Source organism: uncultured Cohaesibacter sp. (assembly GCF_963556055.3).
Classification (GTDB): domain Bacteria; phylum Pseudomonadota; class Alphaproteobacteria; order Rhizobiales; family Cohaesibacteraceae; genus Cohaesibacter.
Genome location: NZ_CAUVYE020000011.1, coordinates 42,507 through 62,964, shown reverse-complemented (window position 1 = coordinate 62,964; position 20,458 = coordinate 42,507). Strand labels below are relative to the sequence as shown.

Here is a 20,458-nt window from a genome sequence, read left to right as displayed (position 1 = left end):
GTTCGATGGGGCAGCCAGACGATTGCCCCGTCGCAATAAGGAGAAAAGATGACCGTTAACATGACCCGGCTTGCCAATGGCATGGCAGTTGTCTCCGATGAGATGCCGCATTTGAAAAGCACCTCTGTTGGCGTCTGGGTCAACGCGGGGTCGCGTTCCGAAAAGCGCGGAGAGCACGGGATTTCACACCTGCTCGAACATATGGCTTTCAAGGGTACGAAAACCAGAACATCTGCTCAGATCGTCGAGGAAATCGAGACTGTCGGTGGTGAGGTCAACGCTGCAACCGGTATCGAAAACACCTCCTATTTTGCTCGCATACTGGAGGATGATCTTCCGCTCGCGATTGATATTCTGGGTGACATTCTGGTCAATTCCGCTTTCGATGCCGATGAGCTGGAGCGGGAAAAACAGGTCATTATTCAGGAAATCGGCGCCGCCTATGACATGCCCGAGGACCGGGTCTTTGATCACATTCTGGAACTGGCTTTTCCCGATCAGGCTCTGGGACGTCCCATTCTTGGAACGCCCGAGACGGTTCATGCCTTTGTTCCGGACGATATTCGCACCTATATGGCAACCCACTATCATGGCCCGAACATGATTCTGGCCGCGGCCGGTGCTGTTCGCCATGAGGATCTGGTCAAGCTTGGCGAGAAGGCCTTTGGCGGCTTCAGCAACCGGTCAGCGGCCAGGCTGGAAGCCGCAAGATATGTCGGCGGCGAAAGCAGGGATTTGCAAAAGGATCTGATGGAAGCCCAGATCGTGCTTGGTTTTGAAGGCCGGTCCTACAAGGAGGGCGATTTCTATGTTGCCCAGTTGCTGGCGGCCATTCTTGGCGGAGGCATGTCGTCGCGCCTGTTTCAGGAAGTGCGCGAGAAACGGGGCCTTTGCTATTCGGTCTATGCCTTTCACTGGGGCTTTGCCGACAGTGGTCTTTTCGGCATTCATGCCGCAACGGGCTCCGAGCATCTTGACGAGTTGATGCCGGTGATTACCGGTGAGCTTTTGCGGCTGTTCGATGACCTGGGCGAAAAGGAGCTTGATCGCGCCCGCGCCCAGATCAAGGCAGGCCTGTTAATGGGTACCGAAAGCCCGTCTTCGCGCGCCAGCCAGCTTGCGCGGCAAATGACGCTCTACGGACGCCCCCGTTCTCTTGAGGAAATAGAACAGACCGTGGCAGACATCACCGTCAAAGACGTCCTTGCCCTGGCCGAGCAGTTATTTACCCGCTCTTCCCCCTCTCTTGCTTCTGTCGGGCCGGTTGATAGCCTGATGCGGGTTGACGAGATCGCCGAACGGCTTGGCAGCCGCAAGCCCGATTTGGAAAAAAGGGGCTAGGGATCGTCAAGAGGGCGGTGAAGGGGCTGGTCGGGCCGTCTTTTCTGTTCTAGACTTGGCAAGTCGGTGGACCTTGCCCTTCAACGGGGCAGGAGGTCGACACGTCTGGAAATATCCATGGACGCCAGCGCTGCTGATGCTGGCGGATTCTCCTGAACGATCTTGAGATCGGCACAGTTCGAGAAGGCGAAACAAAGGCAAGATCATGGTCCCTGAGAAAGCTGGTCGCTTCAGATTTTCCGCAGCATCCTCGATCACCGGTTCCTTGTCCGATCTGCTGGGATCTTTCTTGACCAGAAGCGACGGCGAGCGGGCGGTTCATCCCAGACTTTGCAACGACCATGTCTATTTGCGCTACCCGCACAAGACCGATTTCGACCAATGGGTTCATCTGAGGGCGGCCAGTGCCGGTTTTCTGCGCCCATGGGAGCCAATATGGCCGCATGACGACCTTTCCCTGGAAGGCTTCAGTCGCAGGCTCGAGCAATATGGACGGGATCGGCGTTCTGGTCGTGCCTTGCCTTATCTGATTTTCCGTAAATCGGATCGGGAACTCATTGGCGGTGTGAATGTCTCAAACATCCGCCGCGGTATTTGCCAAACCGCAACCATCGGCTACTGGATGGGCGTGGACTATGCAAATCAGGGACATATGAGACGCGCACTGGCCTTGCTGTTGCCCTATTTGTTTGATTGTCAGGGGCTTCATCGCGTTGAAGCAGCCTGTTTGCCCATCAACTACCCCTCGATCGCGGTTTTGAAACGGCAGGGGTTTCAGCTTGAGGGCAGGGCACGAAGCTATCTTTGCATTAACGGCAAATGGGAAGATCACTTGCTTTTTGCTGCGTTGCGGGCCGATATTGCCAATCTGCCGGACTGACATGATCCTGTGCAATGCGCAAGAGCAGGTGGGGCATGCGATAATGCATCAACCAGCCCGCTGACATGCGGTTTCTGATGCGGGGGGCGGTTCTGTCTCCGATCCTGTTCCCAAAGACGGTTTTTGTGGGGGAAGGCCGGCACCAAGAGACTGTCTGCTGTCCGGGAGGAAAGAGGCGACGCGATGCGAAGAATGACCGATGAGGCGTAGGATCTGACAAGACTTGCTTTGACAAAGCCTCTCGATAGAGCACCAGCGGAGCTGACCGGATTGAAGTTTTTGACAAATGAGCAATAGCAACAGGATACCTATCCGAGCCGTTTTTTTAACGGAATGGCCTTTTCCTTTTTAAAAAGGAAAAAACTTGACGTTTTCTGCTTGTGTGGCGACAAGCAAAATTTTAACTATGATGCACCGTATCTTTAAGGATACTGAAGCAAAGAGGGCTCCTTGTGAATCGCGTATCCGTCCTGATGATATCTCTTCTGGCCACGTTTCTCGGTCTGATGTCCGTAAGTGGAGCATGGGCTGTAGAAGCTGTTGAGGTGAATGCCGATACGGTTGTTCTCAATCTCGACAATGTGGTGGAATTCTATGAAGGGGAAGAGGATCGCCTACAGGTGTCCACGGCACCGGGGCCCGATGGAATCGTGCGTCGAATCGAAGTGCGCTCCCGCCAGCAGGGTGTCGTCCCCGGCTGGTTCGTTTTTGCCCTTGCCAACAATACGGATCGCCAGATTGACCGTTATCTGGTTGTTCCCCATTTTCGCATGTCTGGCTCTGGCCTGCTCAAGCCCGATCTGGGAGCGCGGCGGGTTCATGCCATTTCGACCTCGCAAGGTTTCGCGCCCGAGCGTATTCCGGATACCGATGCCGACGTTTTCCTCGTCACGCTTGACCCCGGCAACGTGGTGACCTTTGTCGGTGAACAAAGCAGCAAGAGCCTGACCAGCCTGACGCTCTGGCAGCCCGAAGCCTACAAGGATTACGTCAACAGCTATACTTTCTATCGTGGCATTGCGCTTGGCATCGCTGGGCTCCTGGCCCTGTTCCTGACCATCCTGTTCGTTGTCAAGGGCGCGGCAATGTTCCCGGCTGCGGCACTTCTGGCCTGGTCGGTTCTGGCCTATCTGGCAATCGACTTCGGCTTCATGGGCCGCCTGTTCGAAATCCCCACCGCTCACGAACCGACATGGCGCGCTGTGGCTGAAGTGGTCTTTTCCGCTTCCATCCTCATTCTTCTGTTTACCTATCTCACCTTGCATCGCTGGCACGTGCGTTATCTGCATGCATCGGGCATCTGGCTGATTTTCCTGATCGTCGTGCTTGGCGTCGCCTTTTACGATCCCTCTCTTGGGGCCGGTATTGCACGCCTGTCCATGGCCGTGACCTCGGTTGCAGGTTTTGTGGTCATCCTTTATCTGGCCTATACCGGCTTTGACCGGGCGATCATGCTGATCCCGACATGGATCCTGTTGCTTCTCTGGCTGCTGGCTTCGGCCTGTGCGGTGTCGGGGTTGTTGGACAATGATCTGGTGCGCCCCGCTCTCAATGGTGGTCTTGTGCTGTTGGTGATGCTGTTCTGTTTCACCATCATGCAGCATGCCTTCTCGGGTGGTATTCTGGCACAGGGTATCGTCTCCGATACCGAACGACGGGCACTGGCGATTGTCGGCTCCGGTGACATTGTCTGGGACTGGGACGTGCCGCGCGATCGCATTCACACCTCGCGGGATGCGGAAAAGATTCTTGGTCTGCGCAAGGGCGCTCTTGAAGGGCCAGCCCGCGATTGGCTGGAGCTTATCCATCCTCAGGACCGTGACCGCTTTACCGCCATGCTTGATGCCATTATCGAACAGCGTCGCGGCCGCGTGAATCAGGATTTCCGCCTGCGCGCCGAGGATGGCCATTATCACTGGCTGAAATTGCGCGCGCGCCCCGTCGTCGGAACGGACGGCGAGGTGGTGCGTTGTGTCGGCACCCTGCTTGACATCACCAATCACCGCATTGCCGAGGAGCGCATGCTCCATGATGCAGTGCATGACAATCTGACCGGCCTTGCCAATCGCGAATTGCTCAGTGATCGCCTGATCGCAGCCATGCAGCGCACCCAGGCAGAGGGCGCGGCCAGACCGGCAATCCTGCTCGTTGATATCGATAATTTCCGCGAGATAAACGACACCTATGGCCTGTCGGTTGGCGATTCCATATTGCTGACAGTGGCCCGGCGACTGGCTCGCCTGCTCAAGCTTCAGGATTCCATGGCCCGCTTCTATGGCGACCAGTTTGCCATTACGCTCCTGTCCGAGCAGCAGCCCGAGCGTATTGCCGTCTTTGCCGACAGCGCCCGCAAGGTGTTACGTGCGCCCATCGTCTTTGGCGAAAAGGAACTGGTTCTGTCCGTATCCATCGGCATATCGATTCATGACATGCAAGTGCACAAGACCGCCGAAGATATCGTCAATGATGCCGAACTGGCCCTTTATCATGCCAAACGCATGGGAGGGAATCGCATTGAACCTTTCCGGCCTTCCTTGCGTCAGCAGGGCAAGGTCCGTGGCCCTCTCGACAAGGATCTGCAAGAAGCGATCGAGCGTGACGAATTCGAAGTGGTCTATCAGCCGATTGTCGCCCTGCAAGATCGCATGATTCTGGGCTTCGAGGCGCTGGTGCGCTGGCATCATCCGCAGCGCGGCACGATCTCGCCTTCCGAATTCATTCCCGCTGCCGAACGCACCGGCTACATCTTGCCTCTGGGGCTGCATGTCATGGAGCAGGCAGCACGGCAGTTGAACAAGTGGCAGCAGAAACTGGACCGCATGGACGAACTGTTCATGAGCGTCAATGTCTCTTCCCAGCAATTGCTGCGCCATGATCTGATCAACGACGTCAAGACCATTCTGGCGCGTACCAATGTCAATGAGGGGACGCTGAAACTGGAATTGACCGAGAGTCTGGTCATGGAAAATCCCGAATATGCGTCTCAGGTACTGGTCAGACTGCGCCAGATGGGAGCGGGTCTCTCTCTTGACGATTTCGGCACCGGCTATTCTTCCCTGTCCTATTTGCAGACCTTCCCGTTTGATACGCTCAAGATCGACAGGAGCTTTGTTTCCAGCGACAAGGAAGTGACACCTGTCATCCTGCGCTCGATTGTCAAGCTCGCCCACGATCTGGGGCTCAACATGATCGCCGAAGGCATTGAGAATGAAGCCGCGGCAACCCAGTTGTCCCAAATGGGCTGCACCGCCGGTCAAGGCTTTCTGTTTGGCAAACCGCTGTCCCGTGAGGATGCCGAAGCCCTTCTGACCAAACAGATCGAGCGGATCGAACAGATCGAGCAGGAAAAGAGAGCCTTGCGCCAGCAGGCACTGGCAGAAGAAGCCGCCCGCAAGGCCGAACGGGCACGGCGGGCCAAGGAAGAGCAGAAGCGCAAGGAAGCCGAAGAGCTTGAACGCGCTCAGGCTCATGCCCGTGCCGTTGCTGCCCAGAGCCTGAAGCAGAAAGAAGCCGAGCAGAAGGAAGCCGAGCGTCAGAAAAAGCTGGCAGAGCAGAAAAAACTGGCTGAACAGAAAAAGCTCGCCGAGCAGGAAAAACAGCGTCAGCAGCAGCATAAGGATCCATTGGAATCCGTTCTGGCCGAAAGTCTGGCTGCCGAACTGGAAGCGCCTGAGCAAGCCCCTCAGAGGTCAGAATCCCGACAGGCCGCAGAGCAGGGCAAGGACGCGGAGCGGAAATCCGCCTCCGCATCGACATCCGCGACGCAGCAAGGGACGGCCTCCAAAGCCGACGATGCACTTGACGGGTTTGATCTTGAACAGAGCCTTGAAGAGGCGGTCGGCAATGCGGCGCTCGAAGCGGTTCAGTCCATGACCGAACGCTCCGGCGATGGCAACAAGGACCTGTCGCAAAGAGAAGGCGACAAGGACAAGGAGAAAGCGCCGCAGACAGTCTCTGAATCCAAGACGCATCTTCATCAGTCCTCCGGGCCGGAAAGAGAGCCAGCATCCGGGCGCACAGCTGAAGCACGACCCATGCCTCCACATGCCACAAGGGAGCATGGTCAGCAAAGGCCAGCGACTCATCCGCATGCTCAGGCCGGGCATGGCCAGGCCACACATGGTCATGGGTCTCAGGGTCATGGGTCTCAGGGTCATGGGTCTCAGGGTCATGGGTCTCAGGGTCATGGGTCTCAGGGGCAGGGAGAACATGGCAAAGCGGCTCACGGTCAGGGTCAACATGGCCAGAGTTCCCATAGCCAGAGTTCGCATGGTCACGGAGAACATGGCCAGAGTTCACACGGCCAAGCTTCACACGGCCAGGGGGCTCATGGTCACGCCGCGCAAGCGGGAGCGCGTGGACCGGTTCTGCAAAGGCCGACAGGGCCCGCTCCGATGCATGGCGGTGCAAGACCGCAACAGGCAGGGCCATCCTTGCATGCCCATCCCTCTCACCGGCCAGCGCCGCATGACGCTGAAAGGCATGCCAATGCCGCTGATCAGGGACGTGGCGACCCCGGTGCTGCCATGATGCCACAACAGGGGCAAGGGCCGCAGTCGCACGCGCCGCACAGCTCCATGCCGCAACCGCCAAGGCCCAACGGCCCGATCATTCAGCCTCCGGCTCAGGCCCGTCTTCATCCGGGGCAACCGGACTCATCCGGCCCGAACGTGCCCAGAGGTCCACGGCTTCATGCGCATGCACAGGGTGGACCCGAAGCCAAGGCAACAACGCCTCCGTCTTCGGATGACAGGGCAGAGCAATCATCCCCGCGCGAAGGAACCACTTCCACCGGTGCTCCTGAAGAGGCTCAACAGCAAGCCAAACCCGATCTCATGGCAGCGACCGCAGTCAACATGATTGAGGCAGAGCAGCAGAAGCCGATCAACGGTCCCGCATTGTCCAATGTCGACCAGAGCCCCGTCGCTCAGGCTGCACATGCCGATGAGGCCGTGAATACGGATCAGGCCCAAGCCGCGACGCCCGAGGAGACAGCTGACGATAAGAGCGATCTGCCTTTCGCCATGCCGGATTTCTCGAATATCGATCAGGATATCGCGTCAGCCATTCAGCAAGCCATCCGCGGCAATCGCAAAACATGACCCCGCCGCGCCTTGTGCCTTTGCTCGCGCAAGGAAGGGCACATTCAGGTAGGACCGAATAACGTTCGCTCATGTGCACCATGCGCATATCTGAGCGGCTGGGGCCCTCGTGCCTGTTGACGATATCTGGCAAAGCGTTGTGAAAAGCGGACAGAGGATTTTGTGCAAAAGCAATCAAAAACCATCAAATAACATCAGGATGGTGCGGTGCAGCTTGATGCTCAAGGGTGAGCTACGGCAAAACAGGGCCGTTTGCTTGCCGATCAGAGATGGCGATGAAAGCAATGGAGATCACGCGTGTCCGGCCTCGTGCGAGAGCATGGACAGATCAATGCCCATCATCGCCAGGCTTCGCTCATAACGATCCTTGGGAGCGCATTCGAACAACAGCCCCCGATCAGCCTTGCAGGTCAACCAGCTGTTATTCTGCAATTCTTCCTCAAGCTGCCCCGGCGACCAGCCCGCATAGCCAAGCGTCAACAGCGCCGAACTTGGCCCGCGCCCTTCGGCCATGGCCCGCAAAATCTCGATAGTCGCAGTGAGGCAGATGTCATCGGAGACAGACAGGGTTGAGCTTTCAAGCTTGAAATCTGAACTATGCAGCACGAAGCCCCGACCCTGCTCAACCGGCCCCCCATCCAGCACATCCATTGAGCGCACAGGGGCGGGTAGATTGATCATGTCCTCGTCATCACCAAGAATATCGACCTGACGCAACAGATCGGGAAAGGTGATCTGATCTGAAATATGATTGACCACCAGCCCCATCGCCCCATCATCGGAATGGGAGCAAAGATAGACGACGGACCGCTCGAAAAAGGGGCCCTTGAGGCTTGGCATGGCGACGAGAAATTGCCCCTCAAGAGAAGATGGGATCATATTCCGGTCCTGATTTTTGTTCAGCTCAATCATACGCCAAGGTTACCTTTGCTAGCCGCTTTGTGTAAAGCGCTTCCAGAGCGATGCTTTGTGAGACTTCACACTTCATCACAAAATTATGTGTTAAGCCATACACATGAAGAAGGCCCCCCTCACAGTCTTGACAAATTGCCATTCGATGCTGATAGCATCACGCCTTTAGCGAATGCGACCGGCGGGCATTTGAAAGGCGGTCTGTTATCCTCATGTCAAAGGGGCGCGAAAGGACATGACGGCAAACGCACAGCCCGCCCAAGAATGAGCCAGGAAAATGAAACCTATGAAATACTTTGAAAATTTGGCGATCCGGAGCGGCCTTGCGATCCTTGCTCTCTTCCTTGCCGCGCTTCCTCAGGCTATGGCTGCAATGACGGATTGGCAACAGGTGCAGGGCGGCAAAATGCGCCTGATCAGCGCTGGCCCGAGCGAGGGGCTCTACAAGGCCGGTCTTGAAATCAGTCTTGATGAGGGGTGGAAAACCTACTGGAAGGTTCCCGGCGACACCGGCTTGCCCCCTTTGTTTGACACCAGCCAATCGACGAATGTGGCAAAGATCGACATTCTCTGGCCCGTCCCCAAGCGATTTAAACAAGGGGATACGCAGATGCTGGGCTACAAGGAAGCCATCATTTTTCCGATTCTGATAACGCCCGAGGATGCACAGAAGCCAGTGACCCTGGTGCTTGATGCCCAGGTCGGTCTCTGCTCTGAGCTGTGCATTCCCTTCTCGGCAGATTTCTCGCTGACCCTTGATGAAGAGACAAGGCATGACCCGATGTCCGAGCTGCTGATCGACCGCGATATGGCGCTGGTGCCGGGCAATCCGAGGGATGATTTCGGAATCAGCCGCATTCAGAGGAAAATGGGTGGCACCTCCGGAGATCACCTGCTCATCACCGCCCTCATACCCGATGGGTATGGAGCCAAGGATCTGTTTGTCGAAGCGCCGGAAAACTGGTTTTTGCCACTTCCCCGCAAGGTTGGCAAAGAGATGCGGAATGACGTGACATTCTCGCTTCCCCTTGAAGGCTTGCCCAAGGGAACAAGTCCCGATGGCGCGCGCCTTGTTATCACCTTGACCAATGGCGAAGAGGGCGTGACACAGGATATTGAGGTAAGGACTGACTATCCCGAGTGATAGGCCGCCTTGGCGGTTGGCAACAAAGTCAAGCGAGCAACATGAATCTGATCACCAACTTGGAATGAGGCAAAGATGATCAAAGTCGGCGATAAACTACCTGATGCAACATTTATTGTAATGGGGCAGGACGGAAAGCAAGAGGTTACCGTCAAGTCCCTTTTCGAAGGCCGCAAGGTCGTCCTGTTCGGTGTGCCCGGTGCTTTCACACCCACTTGCCATCGCAATCATCTGCCGGGCTATATCAACACCATCGACGGCATCAAGGCGCTTGGTGTGGATGAAGTTGCCGTGGTAGCGGTCAATGATGTCTATGTCATGGATGCCTGGGCTCAGGCGTCCGGCGGCAAAAACCAGATCACTTTTCTGGCCGATGGCAATGCCGATTTCGCAAAGGCAACGGGTCTGGATCTCGATCTCGGTGCAGGCGGCATGGGCATCCGCTATAAGCGCTTCTCGATGATTGTCGAGAATGGAACCGTCACCCATTTCAATCTCGAAGAAAATGCCGGAATCGTAGAGAAAAGCGGCGCAACCATTGTTATCGAGCAGTTGCAGGGCGACTAGAACAAGCTGCCTTGCGCGTCGTCATCGCTCTTTTTGCGGACCTTTGTCGGCTTCGGGGTGTCCTTGATGCGCGCAAGGATTTCCTTCTCGATGGCCGCAGTCAACTTGGCTGTGGCCTTTTCCAGACGTTCGGTCGAAGCCTTTTCATCGAGCGGTTTGGTCTTGGCGCTTTTGCCAAGAGCCGCGCCTTTCGTCTTGTTCTTGACTTCGGGAACCTTGGCGACATCGGGTTCAGGCACCTTTTCAACCGGAATCGACTTGGCGCGGGCGACCCGGCGACGGGCACGCTTGCCGGCAATGGTCAGCAAATGCGCCTCGATATCCTCTGCCGATATGGCATCTGCGCCCATGATGCCGAAAGCACTCGCTTCCGCATTGTCTCCCCCGGCGGTTTCAGGCAGGCCTTGCGAAGACGCGGGGATATCCGCAGCCCCTTTGGGTGGGGCCACCGGGCCGGGCTCGAAACTGTCGATGAGCGAGGCCGTCGCATTGATCGAGCCATCGGCGAACTCGAGGCATAGAGCCTGTCCGGCGTTGATCGCCTCGGCCCGCCGCATCGGCTTGCCATCCCGGTCCCGCACCAGCGCAAAGCCGCGTGCCAGAACGCCCTTGTGTGACAGGCTGACCAGCAATCGGCTCGTAGCCTCAAGCTGTTCCTTTTTCTGCTTGTGCGTCAGCAGGGCGATCCGAGCAAGTCGTTCACCCCGATCCGCAAGGCGATCTTTCTGTACCCTGATGCGTTCGGACATGACAGTCGGGCGCAATCTGCTTTGCGCCAGCCCAAGGCGGGAGTGATGGTTCTGGGTGGATTGCACAAGGCTCTGTCCCAACCGATTGAACGTGACATCCAGCCTCTCTGCCTGCCGCGTGATCCTGTCGGAAACAAGGGCAGGGCGCAGGCGTGCACTGGCCAAATTCAGTCGGGCACGCCGGTCTTGCGTCGAAGCAATGAGGCTTTGTGAGAGGCGGCCGGACACCATGTCGAAGCGCTGTTGGGCCAGTGCCAGAATGTCGCGCGGTTGCGGCAGGGCGCGGGCGGCGGACCGCAGATCTGACCGTCGCCGGTCCATCATCCGCGCAATGGCCCCATACTGCCTCAGGTGCAGGTCGCCAAGCGTCGCGACAAGCTCTGAACGAACCGGCAGAGCCAACTCTGCCGCGCCGGTGGGCGTCGGTGCGCGCAAATCGGCGACATAATCGATGAGCGTCACGTCCGTTTCGTGCCCGACGGCGGAAATCACCGGAATGTCGCTTTCGGCAACGGCCCGCGCCGGTGCTTCCTCGTTGAAGCCCCAGAGATCTTCAAGGCTGCCGCCACCCCGTGCCACGATCAGCAGATCGGGCCGCGGGATCGGGCCATCAACGGCAAGCGCATTGAAACCGCGCACCCCGGCGGCGACTTCGTCAGCACAGCTTTCCCCCTGCACACGCACGGGCCAGACAATCACATGGACAGGAAAGCGATCCCGTACCCGATGAAGGATATCGCGGATCACGGCCCCGGTCGGTGAGGTGACAACGCCGATGACGCGGGGCAGGTGGGGCAGAGGCTTCTTGCGCTCCTGAGCGAACAGCCCTTCTGCGGCCAGTTTCTTCTTGCGCTCTTCCAGAAGCGCCATCAACGCTCCGGCCCCGGCCGGTTCCATCCGGTCGATGATCATCTGATATTTCGACTGGCCGGGGAAGGTGGTCAACTTGCCGGTGGCAATCACCTCAAGGCCCTGTTCGGGCTTGACCGCCAGCTTGGTTGCATTGCCGCGCCAGATGACGCCGGAAAGCACCGATTTCTCGTCCTTGAGATCCAGATAGATATGTCCTGAGGCCGGGCGGGAGACCCGCCCCAGCTCTCCGCGCACCCGTACATAACCGAATTGATCCTCGATCGAGGCCTTTACCGCAAAGGAGATTTCGGAAACGGTAAATTCGGTTGCATTTGTCGGCGTGGGGTCGGCCATGATTGGATCTCGTAAAGATTTCGACTCAAACAGTTATTCATTGGTGCCCGTCTTTGCGCTCGGGGTCAAGCTTTGCCCGCCAAATCATCACCTTGGCAGGACGGCGAGCATTTCCCCTTGCGTCGGTGGGCCAAACTGCGCAAGAAAAGAGGGAAACAGACCAAGGTGAGACCGATATGTCCCATTATGATTTCAAGAGCCAGCGCCTGTGGGTGGAGCAGGATATTGCCGAACGCATAGCGATTCCCTGTGATCGGGCTCAGGCCAACTATCTGCTCAATGTGTTGCGCATGGAAGAGGGCGATCACATGCTGATCTTCAATGGCCGCGATGGTGAATGGAAGGTCGAGGTTCGACCCATGGGGCGGAAGAAATGTGCCCTCATCCCGGTGGAGCAAAGCCGCCCCCAGCCGGAGCCGCAGGACAATGACCTGCATTATCTCTTCGCGCCGCTGAAATCGGCCCGCATCGACTATATGGCCCAGAAGGCGGTGGAAATGGGGGCAAGCCAATTGCGTCCGGTCTTCACCCAGCACACCCAGGAGCGCCGCCCCAAGCTTGACAAAATGCGCGCCAATATCATCGAGGCCGCCGAGCAATGTGGCATCCTTACCATTGCCGAACTCACCGAGCCGGTGACCTTACCAAAGGTGCTGGAAAACTGGGAGGCCGAGGAAGAAGGCCGCCATATCATTTTCTGTGACGAGGGGGAGCTTGGCAAAGACCCGGTCGCCATTCTCGACACCATAAGGGGCGAGGGCAACGCTGTCCCGCCGCTCGCGATTCTGATAGGACCGGAAGGCGGGTTTTCCGAGAGCGAGCGGCAATTGCTGCGCGAGCAAAGCTTTGTGACACCCATTCCCCTTGGACCGCGTATTCTGCGCGCCGACACCGCAGCGGTCGCAGCCTTGGCGCTCGTGCAGGCCGTGCTCGGGGACTGGGCGGATTAGTCGGGACTGGCAGAGCCGGACCACGCACAGGACCGGGCTGCGGCTTTGCTGCTGCTGGACAAGTCGGCATCTTTGTGCAAGCTTGTGCATGTAGATGGCAAAGGCTGACAGTCTTTAGGGATCTGGCGCAGCAAGCCATCGCTTCCATTCCACCTGTATTTCCGTAATCAAAGCCATTTCAAGAGCCAAATCATGATCATGTCCGCCGAGGCCTGGGGCCTGTTTCTCTTTGCCTGCATTATGCTCAATATCGCGCCGGGGCCGGATCTCATCTTCATCCTGTCCCGCACCATCGGTCATGGCAAGAAGGTCGGGTTCGGCGCTTCACTCGGGGTCTGTTCCGGTGCCATGGTGCATGTCATGGCCGCCGCTTTGGGGGTTTCGGCCATTCTGGCGACCTCGGCCATGGCCTTCATGCTGGTCAAATATGTCGGGGCAGGCTATCTGGTCTGGCTTGGTATCAAGGCGCTGATGTCGCGGCAGAGCACATTACAGGTCGAGGCAATGCAGAAAGCCAGCCTGACGCCATGGGGTGCCTACCGGCAAGGGGTTCTGATCGACATTCTCAACCCAAAGGTGGCGCTGTTCTTTCTGGCCTTCCTGCCCCAGTTCATTCCCCACGATGGCACGCTCAGCTCCCATCAGATCTTTCTTGCGACCATTCTTCTGGGCGCAATCGTTATTCTCGTGGGCCTTGTGATCGAGGCTGGCTTTATTCTGGCCGCCGCACCGCTTGGCAACTATTTGCGTCACAATAAACGCTTTTCGCTCTGGCTTGACCGACTTTTCGGTGGTCTTCTGGTCGGCTTGGGCGCGAAACTGGCGATGTCGGAATAGCGCTCCGACATGTGCTGACCGTCGTAAAGAAGAGGCTGCCACGCTCCATCAACTGGGTGCGTGGTATCCATCAATATCTTTCATTTGTTGCCGTCCATCCTTTCATGTAGGTGATGGCCGAGCATGGTTGTTTCTCACTACCCAATGACTGGGCTCCCCGAGGAACCGGGGCCGGACCATCCAGGTCAGTGGTCAGTGGCTAGAGGCAACAGCCACGCGGCGGCCGTTTCCATCAAGGGGCGGCCAAGGGCGATAGCAGAAAAGACATCGATATGAGCAATGCAGTTTCAAAAAGGAATTTGACGGAAGGGGACAACCCGTTACTGGGCGTTCTGCTCATGATGTTCTTCTGCATGTTTATTCCCTTCGCAGATGCCTTGATGAAGCTGCTTGGCGAAACGGTGCCTGTGATGACGGTTCTGGTTGCCCGTTTTGCAATTCAGGTATTCTTGATGGGGATCGTGATGCTGGTGCAGCGCGGAGGCATCAGCCACATTCTCAATCTCTCCGGTTATGTCTGGAAGCGCCTCGGGCTGCGCTCCATCAACCAGATTGCCGGCATCTCGGCTGTTTATATCGGACTGCAATATCTGCCGGTTGCAGACAATACCGCCATTTGCTTCGTCTATCCGATCCTGATGCTGATCACGGGGCATATTGTCATGAAAGAACATGTCGGCCCGCACAGGATCGTGGCGTCACTGGTGGGATTTCTCGGCACGCTTCTGGTTGTTCAGCCCAATTTCATGGCCGTTGGCGCCAATGCCTTCTGGCCGCTAGGGGTTGCCTTCACCTTCGTGATTGTCATGATGGTGACCCGACAGGTCAGCCGCGAGATCGACCCTGTTTCGATACAGGTTGTCACCGGTTTGCTGGCGCTGGTCATACTCGGCATCCTGCATCTGCTGTTCGGCGGACAGGATTATGCCTTTTTCGAAATGGCCTGGCCAAATGGTCGGGAGGTGCTATATCTTGTCGGGGCCGGGATCATCGGCAGCTTGGGGCATCTGGTTCTGGCTTTTGCGGTCCGCTTTGCCCCCTCAAGCACTCTTGCTCCGATGCAATATCTCGAAATTCCCTTTGCAACGCTCATTGGCTGGTGGATCTTTTCCGATCTTCCCAATCAACTGGCGGCCTGGGGCATCGGCGTCACGATCGCTTCGGGTCTTTATATCGTTTATCGAGAGCAAAAGGTGCGCATCAAGCATCGGTCGGGCGAGAAAGCAGAGCTTGCACTTGACTGACCTCTCAACAGGCGCCCCTGTCAGGGAGGCCCTGTGCGGATGCACACAGTTTTCCGGTGCAGATGCTCACAGTTTTTAAGAAAGAAACCCTGTTTACCCATTGTAACGAGCAAGGCGAGACCCTAGTTTCACAATACGTGACAATTACAATGACAGATTGTCGCGTCTCGCCACAATACCAGGAGCCTGATCAATGGCCGCTTCCCATGAAACCGCTGTTCCCATTACCCTTGAAGATCGCAATGCCCTGATCGAGTGCATCTCGGGCGGCGAAAAGCCCAAGGAGAAATGGCGGATCGGTACCGAGCATGAGAAATTCGTCTTCTACAAGGACAATTACGAACCCGTGCCTTATGAAGGAGATCGCGGCATCGAACGCCTGCTGCTCGGCATGGAAGGCCTGCTTGGCTGGAAACGGATCGAGGACAAGGGCAAGATTATCGGCCTGAATGATCCGATCAATGGCGGCGCTATTTCGCTTGAGCCCGGCGGCCAGTTCGAGCTGTCCGGTGCACCGCTCGACAATCTGCATCAGACCTGCCGCGAAGTGCATGGCCATCTGGCACAGCTGCGCGAGGTTGCCGACCCGCTGGGCATTGGCTTCCTCGGTCTTGGTGTTTCGCCCAAATGGCATCGGGAAGATGTGCCCGTCATGCCGAAAAGCCGCTACGCCATCATGATGAATTATATGCCAAAGGTGGGAAGCCTTGGCCTCGACATGATGTTCCGCTCCAGTACCATTCAGGTCAATCTCGATTTTGACAGCGAGGCGGACATGGCGCAGAAGATGCGTGTCGGCACGGCCTTGCAGCCGATTGCAACAGCCCTTTTTGCCAACTCGCCATTTCTGGATGGCCACAAGAATGGCTATCAGTCCTTGCGCAGCGCGATCTGGCAGGATACGGATCCGGATCGTACCGGCGTGCTCCCCTTCATTTTCGAAGAAGGCTTCGGATATGAGCAGTATGTCGATTGGGTTCTGGACGTGCCGATGTATTTCATCACCCGTGAAGGCACCTATTACGACATGACGGGGCTGACCTTCCGCGACTATCTGTCTGGCAAGCGCAAGGAAGGCATGCCGGACACCGCACCGACCTTGCAGGACTGGGAAGACCACCTGACGACCGTGTTCCCGGAAGTGCGCCTTAAACGCTATATCGAAATGCGTGGTGCCGATGGTGGCCCATGGCGTCGCATCTGTGCTCTTCCGGCGCTCTGGACGGGGCTTCTCTATCATCAGCCGTCGCTTGATGCTGCGTGGGATCTCGTCAGGGACTGGACCCAGCAAGAGCGGGAGGCCTTGCGCATTGGCGTGGCGAGAGATGGCCTTAAGACATCCTTCCGCACTACGACCGTGCAGGCAATTGCCAAACAGGTTGTCACCCTTGCCCGTGAAGGTCTTGCCGCGCGCGACCGTCTTAATGGTGCCGGGTTCGACGAAACGCAATATCTCGCAGCCCTTGAAGAAACGGTGACCCTGGGACTTACCCCGGCTGACCAGCTTCTCATGCGCTTCAACAATGAATGGGGCGGGAATATCAATCGCGTTTTTGAGGATTTTGCCTACTAGAAATCAAAAAACGACAATTTACGGTAATTAATGCAACTTGTGATGGATTGTCGCCTATTATTGCAAGGCTCTGTTAATAGGTATTGTCTATACTTGTTTTCGTGAAACCATTTTTGAGGACATGAAGACAATGACAGATTGTTGTGAAAACCTGGAAAAATGCGGATTTTTCAAAAAATACAATGAGTCCAAACACCTGGCCTGTCTTGGCTTCACCAGGACCTATTGTCAGGGCGAGCGTCAATGCGAGTGTAAACGCAAGCTCTATTTCAAGGAAAATGGCAAGGCACCCTCTGATGACATGATGCCCAATGGTGCAATGGTTGCGGCCGCCTAGAGTGCCGTGCGTGTAATCTGGCGAAAGCAGGGGCACTGAAAAGTGCCCCGTTTTTTGTTGTTTCCGGCCAGATGGACTGAGCGCGTGCCGTTGCCGGTTTCGGCTCATCATGCTCGGCTCTCCACCGACTGTCGTGATTGCCTTCCGTCACACCGGAGCGGTTGAAAGGAAGGGCAGCGACAAAACTCGGTCTTGTGGGCCGCTATCCGTGTCTTGTAAAATGTCTGGACCATATAGATCCGGTTGCACGATGCGAGGATCCCACCGTGAAAAAAATTTTTAAAACATTTTTATGTTGCTTCGTCCTTGTTGGCCTTTCCGCCTGTGTTCCGGCCAAAATAAGTGGTCAGAAGCCAGACAAGACCAAGATCAGCCTTCTCTTTTATCCCGGTGGAGTGAAGCTGGATGATCTGGTCGTTTTTGATGGCAAGACCTATTTCGGCAAGGTCGACACGCTGAAGAACGATCCGGTTGATGATCTCCGCTTCACGCTCACGAGCGGTGAGATATTTATCGGGCAATGCACTGCTTTCATGCCCGATGAGGAACAACTGCCCAAATGCATGGAATATGAGGTCTATCAGAGTGACAGGGAAGAAATTCCCATAGGAACCAATTTCTACCGACCCAGATGGTTCTGATGAAAACCAACAATGCCCGTGATCCACGGCCTGTATTGGCAGAGACCATTTTGCAAGGTCGCAAGTCGCAAATGCAAGCCATTGCGGCCTTTTGTCGTCAGATACAAGGTGTCTGGCGTGGGGGACGTCCTGAGAGCCCGCGCGAGATATCAGACGTGAGATGCCAGGCCAGAGATGCCAGACGTAAGAGGGCTGGCGCGAGGTGCCAAGCGTGAAGGAGCAGGCGCGCGGGGAAGAGGGGGCGATGAGGATCACAGCTTGACCATGGCGCTTTCGTCATTCCTTGGCGGGGAGCTGCGAAAACGCCTTTGATCAGAACAGACGATCCAATCCGGTCAGCGCCAGCGCCCCACCATTTCGACAAAGCCTTCTCCGGTCACTTCTTCCCCATAGATGTAGCCATCGACAACGATCTTGCCGTCAAACTTGATCAGATTGCCGATTTTCGAGACCACTTCGCGATGCTGGGAAGGCAAGCTGATCTGAAGGCATGTTTCAAGCGGTTCATGTGAGAGAACCACATGCCGCGGATAGCGACGACCCGACAGGCGACTGTCGACGAAGTCATTGAGATCGAGCGGCTCGATTTTCTCGATGATATGAGTTCCATCCGGCAAGACAACCGTGCAGCATGTCTCGATGCGGTTGCATGAGAAGTCCCACAATTGCGAGGCACTGATCTTGATGCCGTTGCTGAGCTGGGGATAGAGATTGATCCACTGGCGTTGTTCGAGATTGCGATCCAGGCTAAACCGTCTCGGCAGGGCTCCCCACTGGCGGTTGAGCCACATGGCACCGGTAACGGACTGAGGCTTGCCCATGATGTCGACCGAGCCGGAAACCTGAATGGCTGGCAGAGAGAATTTGTAATGCTGTGCACCGAGGAAATAGAAAACCCCCTCGCCATTATTCACCAGAACCGGAGACGAGATCGTGCCCGTAAGCTCGATTGATGCGTCCGGGAGGTCGGCCACAATATGAATATCGGTGCCACTGCCGCTGATATCGACTTCCCGCGACGAGATTTGCAGGGCCTGCCCGCTTATCAGGATATCCTTGAGCGGAACGGTGTTCTCCACCTCCCTGATCCAGCCGGTATCCTGATCCAGAAGGCAAAGGCCTATTGAAATCTGAGGTTCCTTGGCGCTCGGTTCGACGATGAGCAAATGGATCCGGAAGCTGAAATGATGATCTCCCCCCCTGAGGGAGGTTGAAAACTGCCAGGATTCAAGAGGGTGACGCCCCTCATGCCAGGCAAGATCATGCGCCAGCCTTGCGCTGGTAACGGGCACAGCCTTGCCTCGTCTGGCAGACCGGCCTTGTTGTGGCGTCTGAAGAAGAGTATCTCCGCCAATCTGCGATTTGAGCTGCATACCTGACCTCCAGTAAGCGGCATGTTCCACGGAACAAAGAAAATCTTTGCTTCACCTAATATGGAGTTGCACCTATGGGGTCATGCGGCACTGATGCCGTTCGCGCATGGCTGACAGAGCCCAAAACAGCGCGAAGCAACCAGTTATGCCGTCTGCGACACCGGGACCTTCCTCCAGACCCCCGGCATCAGGAAAAAAACGCACAATCAAACACACGCAACCGTCATTGTTTGAACGCAGGCTTCATTGCCTCCCCAGGCAACTTTGCTTAACAGTAAAGGTTTGCATTCTGACTACAGCACCTTCGACTATCGTCGTGTAAATGATTTTACGACTTGACAGGTCTGAGTTATGTGCATCGGTCGCTAGAAATATCGACTCGTTTTCCCTCTCAAAACCTATGTTAGCAGCGCATTGAGGGGTATAGTCAAGGACTATTTGGTCGCATTCGAAAGAAATGTGAGAGTAACTGAAAGTTGGAATGATTCTGCTTTTTCAACAGGCAAAATATTGGTATTTGTGCTGAATAAATGGACAAATTGCGTGGCCAACCCGGTTTTGGATTGGCCACGAATGTCTAAAATCACGCTTGAGGCGTCGGCAGAAAAGTGATGTCAAGTAATGTCTCACTTGCCTGCCAGAGGGCCTTCCAATCCTCTTTTTTCAAGGCATGCGACGCCACATGAGCATCGGAAACCGGGCCGCTCATGCCGAGAAATCCTGTTGGCCCGTAATAGGCTCCGCGCTTGGCTTCCACCCCGGCCGCAGCGAGCAGGGTGGGGATGGCGCCGCGTTCCTTGGGCTGGGCAATGAGAGAGTTGAGAGGGCCATAGAGTGCATGGAGAAATCCGGTTGGCCCGGTGCTTTGCAAATTGGTGTTCGAGTAACCGGGGTGACATGCGATTGCGCTGGCCGGGCTTCCGGCTTCGGCCAGACGACGATCCAGCTCCAGGGCGAACATCAGATTGGCCAGCTTGCTCTGGCCATAGGCCTTTGTCGGGGTGTAGCCTGATCGGAACATCAGATCGCCGAAATTGATGCGACCGACGCGATGGGCAATCGATGAAATCTGCACGACCCGTCCGCTTGCCGCCTCGACCAGATCGATGAGCAGGCTGGTCCAGAGAAAATGTCCCAGATGGTTGGTGCCAAACTGCAATTCGAACCCGTCCCTGGTTTTCATTTCAGGGGTTTGCATGATGCCGGCATTGTTGATGAGACCATCAATCTTGGGTGCAAGGGTTCGCACCAGGGCCGCCGCGTCTCTGATCGAGGCGAGATCCGAGAGGTCGAGCGTGACAAGGTCGACCTTGCCGCGGATCGTTTTCGCAAGCCTTGCGCGGGCCGTTTCTGCCTTTTGCGGTGAGCGGCACGCCAGAATGAGGTCCGCACCCCTTTCCCCCAGAACACGTGCAGCCTCAGCGCCAATACCGGAGTTGCCACCGGTAATGACAAACAGCTTGCCTGTGAGGTCCGGGAGGCGCTCCGGTTGCCAGTCCTTGATGCCGAGATTGGAAACATAATTCGAAGTCATCTGCGATTTTCCTGAAATGTGTTGAACCCGAATTGTCAGAAGGGTAGGGTGATAAGACCGATGGACAA

16 protein-coding genes are annotated in these 20,458 nt (G+C 56.4%); 12 read left to right on the top strand and 4 right to left on the bottom strand.

Annotated features, from left to right (window positions below; translation table 11 throughout):
- Positions 1–48 precede the first annotated feature (48 nt).
- From ACHZB8_RS06130 to ACHZB8_RS06120, 3 genes are all read left to right on the top strand, one after another.
- On the top strand, positions 49–1,341 hold the full coding sequence (locus ACHZB8_RS06130; protein WP_316859383.1) for a pitrilysin family protein: 1,293 nt from the start codon (positions 49–51) through the stop codon (positions 1,339–1,341).
- A 277-nt stretch (positions 1,342–1,618) separates the two neighbouring features.
- Positions 1,619–2,221, top strand: coding sequence for a GNAT family N-acetyltransferase (locus ACHZB8_RS06125; protein WP_394706131.1), 603 nt, complete (start codon positions 1,619–1,621; stop codon positions 2,219–2,221).
- A gap of 473 nt (positions 2,222–2,694) precedes the next feature.
- Entirely contained in the window at positions 2,695–7,323 is a 4,629-nt protein-coding gene (locus ACHZB8_RS06120) for an EAL domain-containing protein (RefSeq protein WP_394706130.1), read from the top strand.
- A 291-nt stretch (positions 7,324–7,614) separates the two neighbouring features.
- Here ACHZB8_RS06120 and ACHZB8_RS06115 read toward each other — a convergent pair whose 3' ends face one another.
- Positions 7,615–8,202, bottom strand: a complete 588-nt coding sequence (locus ACHZB8_RS06115; RefSeq protein WP_316859380.1) for a YqgE/AlgH family protein — start codon at positions 8,200–8,202, stop codon at positions 7,615–7,617.
- Positions 8,203–8,521: 319 nt separating this feature from the next.
- Between ACHZB8_RS06115 and ACHZB8_RS06110 the strand changes: the two genes are divergently transcribed.
- Positions 8,522–9,379, top strand: coding sequence for a protein-disulfide reductase DsbD domain-containing protein (locus ACHZB8_RS06110; RefSeq protein ID WP_316859379.1), 858 nt, complete (start codon positions 8,522–8,524; stop codon positions 9,377–9,379).
- 75 nt (positions 9,380–9,454) lie between these two features.
- Positions 9,455–9,946 (top strand): peroxiredoxin, encoded by a 492-nt coding sequence (locus ACHZB8_RS06105; RefSeq protein ID WP_316859378.1) that lies wholly within the window; start codon positions 9,455–9,457, stop codon positions 9,944–9,946.
- Here the strand turns inward: ACHZB8_RS06105 and xseA are convergent.
- On the bottom strand, positions 9,943–11,901 hold the full coding sequence (gene xseA / locus ACHZB8_RS06100) for an exodeoxyribonuclease VII large subunit (RefSeq protein ID WP_316859377.1): 1,959 nt from the start codon (positions 11,899–11,901) through the stop codon (positions 9,943–9,945). The genes ACHZB8_RS06105 and xseA overlap by 4 nt on opposite strands.
- A 176-nt stretch (positions 11,902–12,077) precedes the next feature.
- On the opposite strand from xseA, the gene ACHZB8_RS06095 reads away from it, so the two are divergent.
- The 7 genes from ACHZB8_RS06095 (at position 12,078) to ACHZB8_RS06065 (ending at position 17,795) form a co-directional block, all read left to right on the top strand.
- The gene (locus ACHZB8_RS06095; RefSeq protein ID WP_316859376.1) at positions 12,078–12,851 is read left to right on the top strand and encodes a 16S rRNA (uracil(1498)-N(3))-methyltransferase; all 774 of its coding nucleotides are present in this window, start codon (positions 12,078–12,080) and stop codon (positions 12,849–12,851) included.
- A gap of 192 nt (positions 12,852–13,043) precedes the next feature.
- Positions 13,044–13,688 (top strand): LysE family translocator, encoded by a 645-nt coding sequence (locus tag ACHZB8_RS06090; protein WP_316859375.1) that lies wholly within the window; start codon positions 13,044–13,046, stop codon positions 13,686–13,688.
- Positions 13,689–13,960: 272 nt separating this feature from the next.
- Positions 13,961–14,932, top strand: a complete 972-nt coding sequence (locus ACHZB8_RS06085; RefSeq protein ID WP_316859374.1) for a DMT family transporter — start codon at positions 13,961–13,963, stop codon at positions 14,930–14,932.
- A 193-nt stretch (positions 14,933–15,125) separates the two neighbouring features.
- Complete coding sequence (locus ACHZB8_RS06080) at positions 15,126–16,505, top strand: glutamate--cysteine ligase (RefSeq protein ID WP_316859372.1); 1,380 nt, start codon at positions 15,126–15,128, stop codon at positions 16,503–16,505.
- 130 nt (positions 16,506–16,635) lie between these two features.
- Positions 16,636–16,842: a hypothetical protein gene (locus ACHZB8_RS06075; RefSeq protein WP_316859371.1), complete on the top strand. Its 207-nt coding sequence runs from the start codon at positions 16,636–16,638 to the stop codon at positions 16,840–16,842.
- A 266-nt stretch (positions 16,843–17,108) separates the two neighbouring features.
- Positions 17,109–17,483: a hypothetical protein gene (locus ACHZB8_RS06070; protein ID WP_316859370.1), complete on the top strand. Its 375-nt coding sequence runs from the start codon at positions 17,109–17,111 to the stop codon at positions 17,481–17,483.
- A gap of 174 nt (positions 17,484–17,657) precedes the next feature.
- Positions 17,658–17,795 carry a hypothetical protein gene (locus tag ACHZB8_RS06065; RefSeq protein WP_316859369.1) on the top strand — a complete coding sequence of 46 codons (138 nt, stop codon included), beginning with the start codon at positions 17,658–17,660 and terminating at the stop codon, positions 17,793–17,795.
- Between the two features lie 23 nt (positions 17,796–17,818).
- Here ACHZB8_RS06065 and ACHZB8_RS06060 read toward each other — a convergent pair whose 3' ends face one another.
- Together ACHZB8_RS06060 and ACHZB8_RS06055 are read right to left on the bottom strand one after the other, a co-directional pair.
- Positions 17,819–18,856 (bottom strand): lipocalin-like domain-containing protein, encoded by a 1,038-nt coding sequence (locus tag ACHZB8_RS06060; protein WP_316859368.1) that lies wholly within the window; start codon positions 18,854–18,856, stop codon positions 17,819–17,821.
- A 583-nt stretch (positions 18,857–19,439) separates the two neighbouring features.
- The gene (locus ACHZB8_RS06055) at positions 19,440–20,390 is read right to left on the bottom strand and encodes an oxidoreductase (RefSeq protein WP_316859367.1); all 951 of its coding nucleotides are present in this window, start codon (positions 20,388–20,390) and stop codon (positions 19,440–19,442) included.
- Positions 20,391–20,458 lie beyond the last annotated feature (68 nt).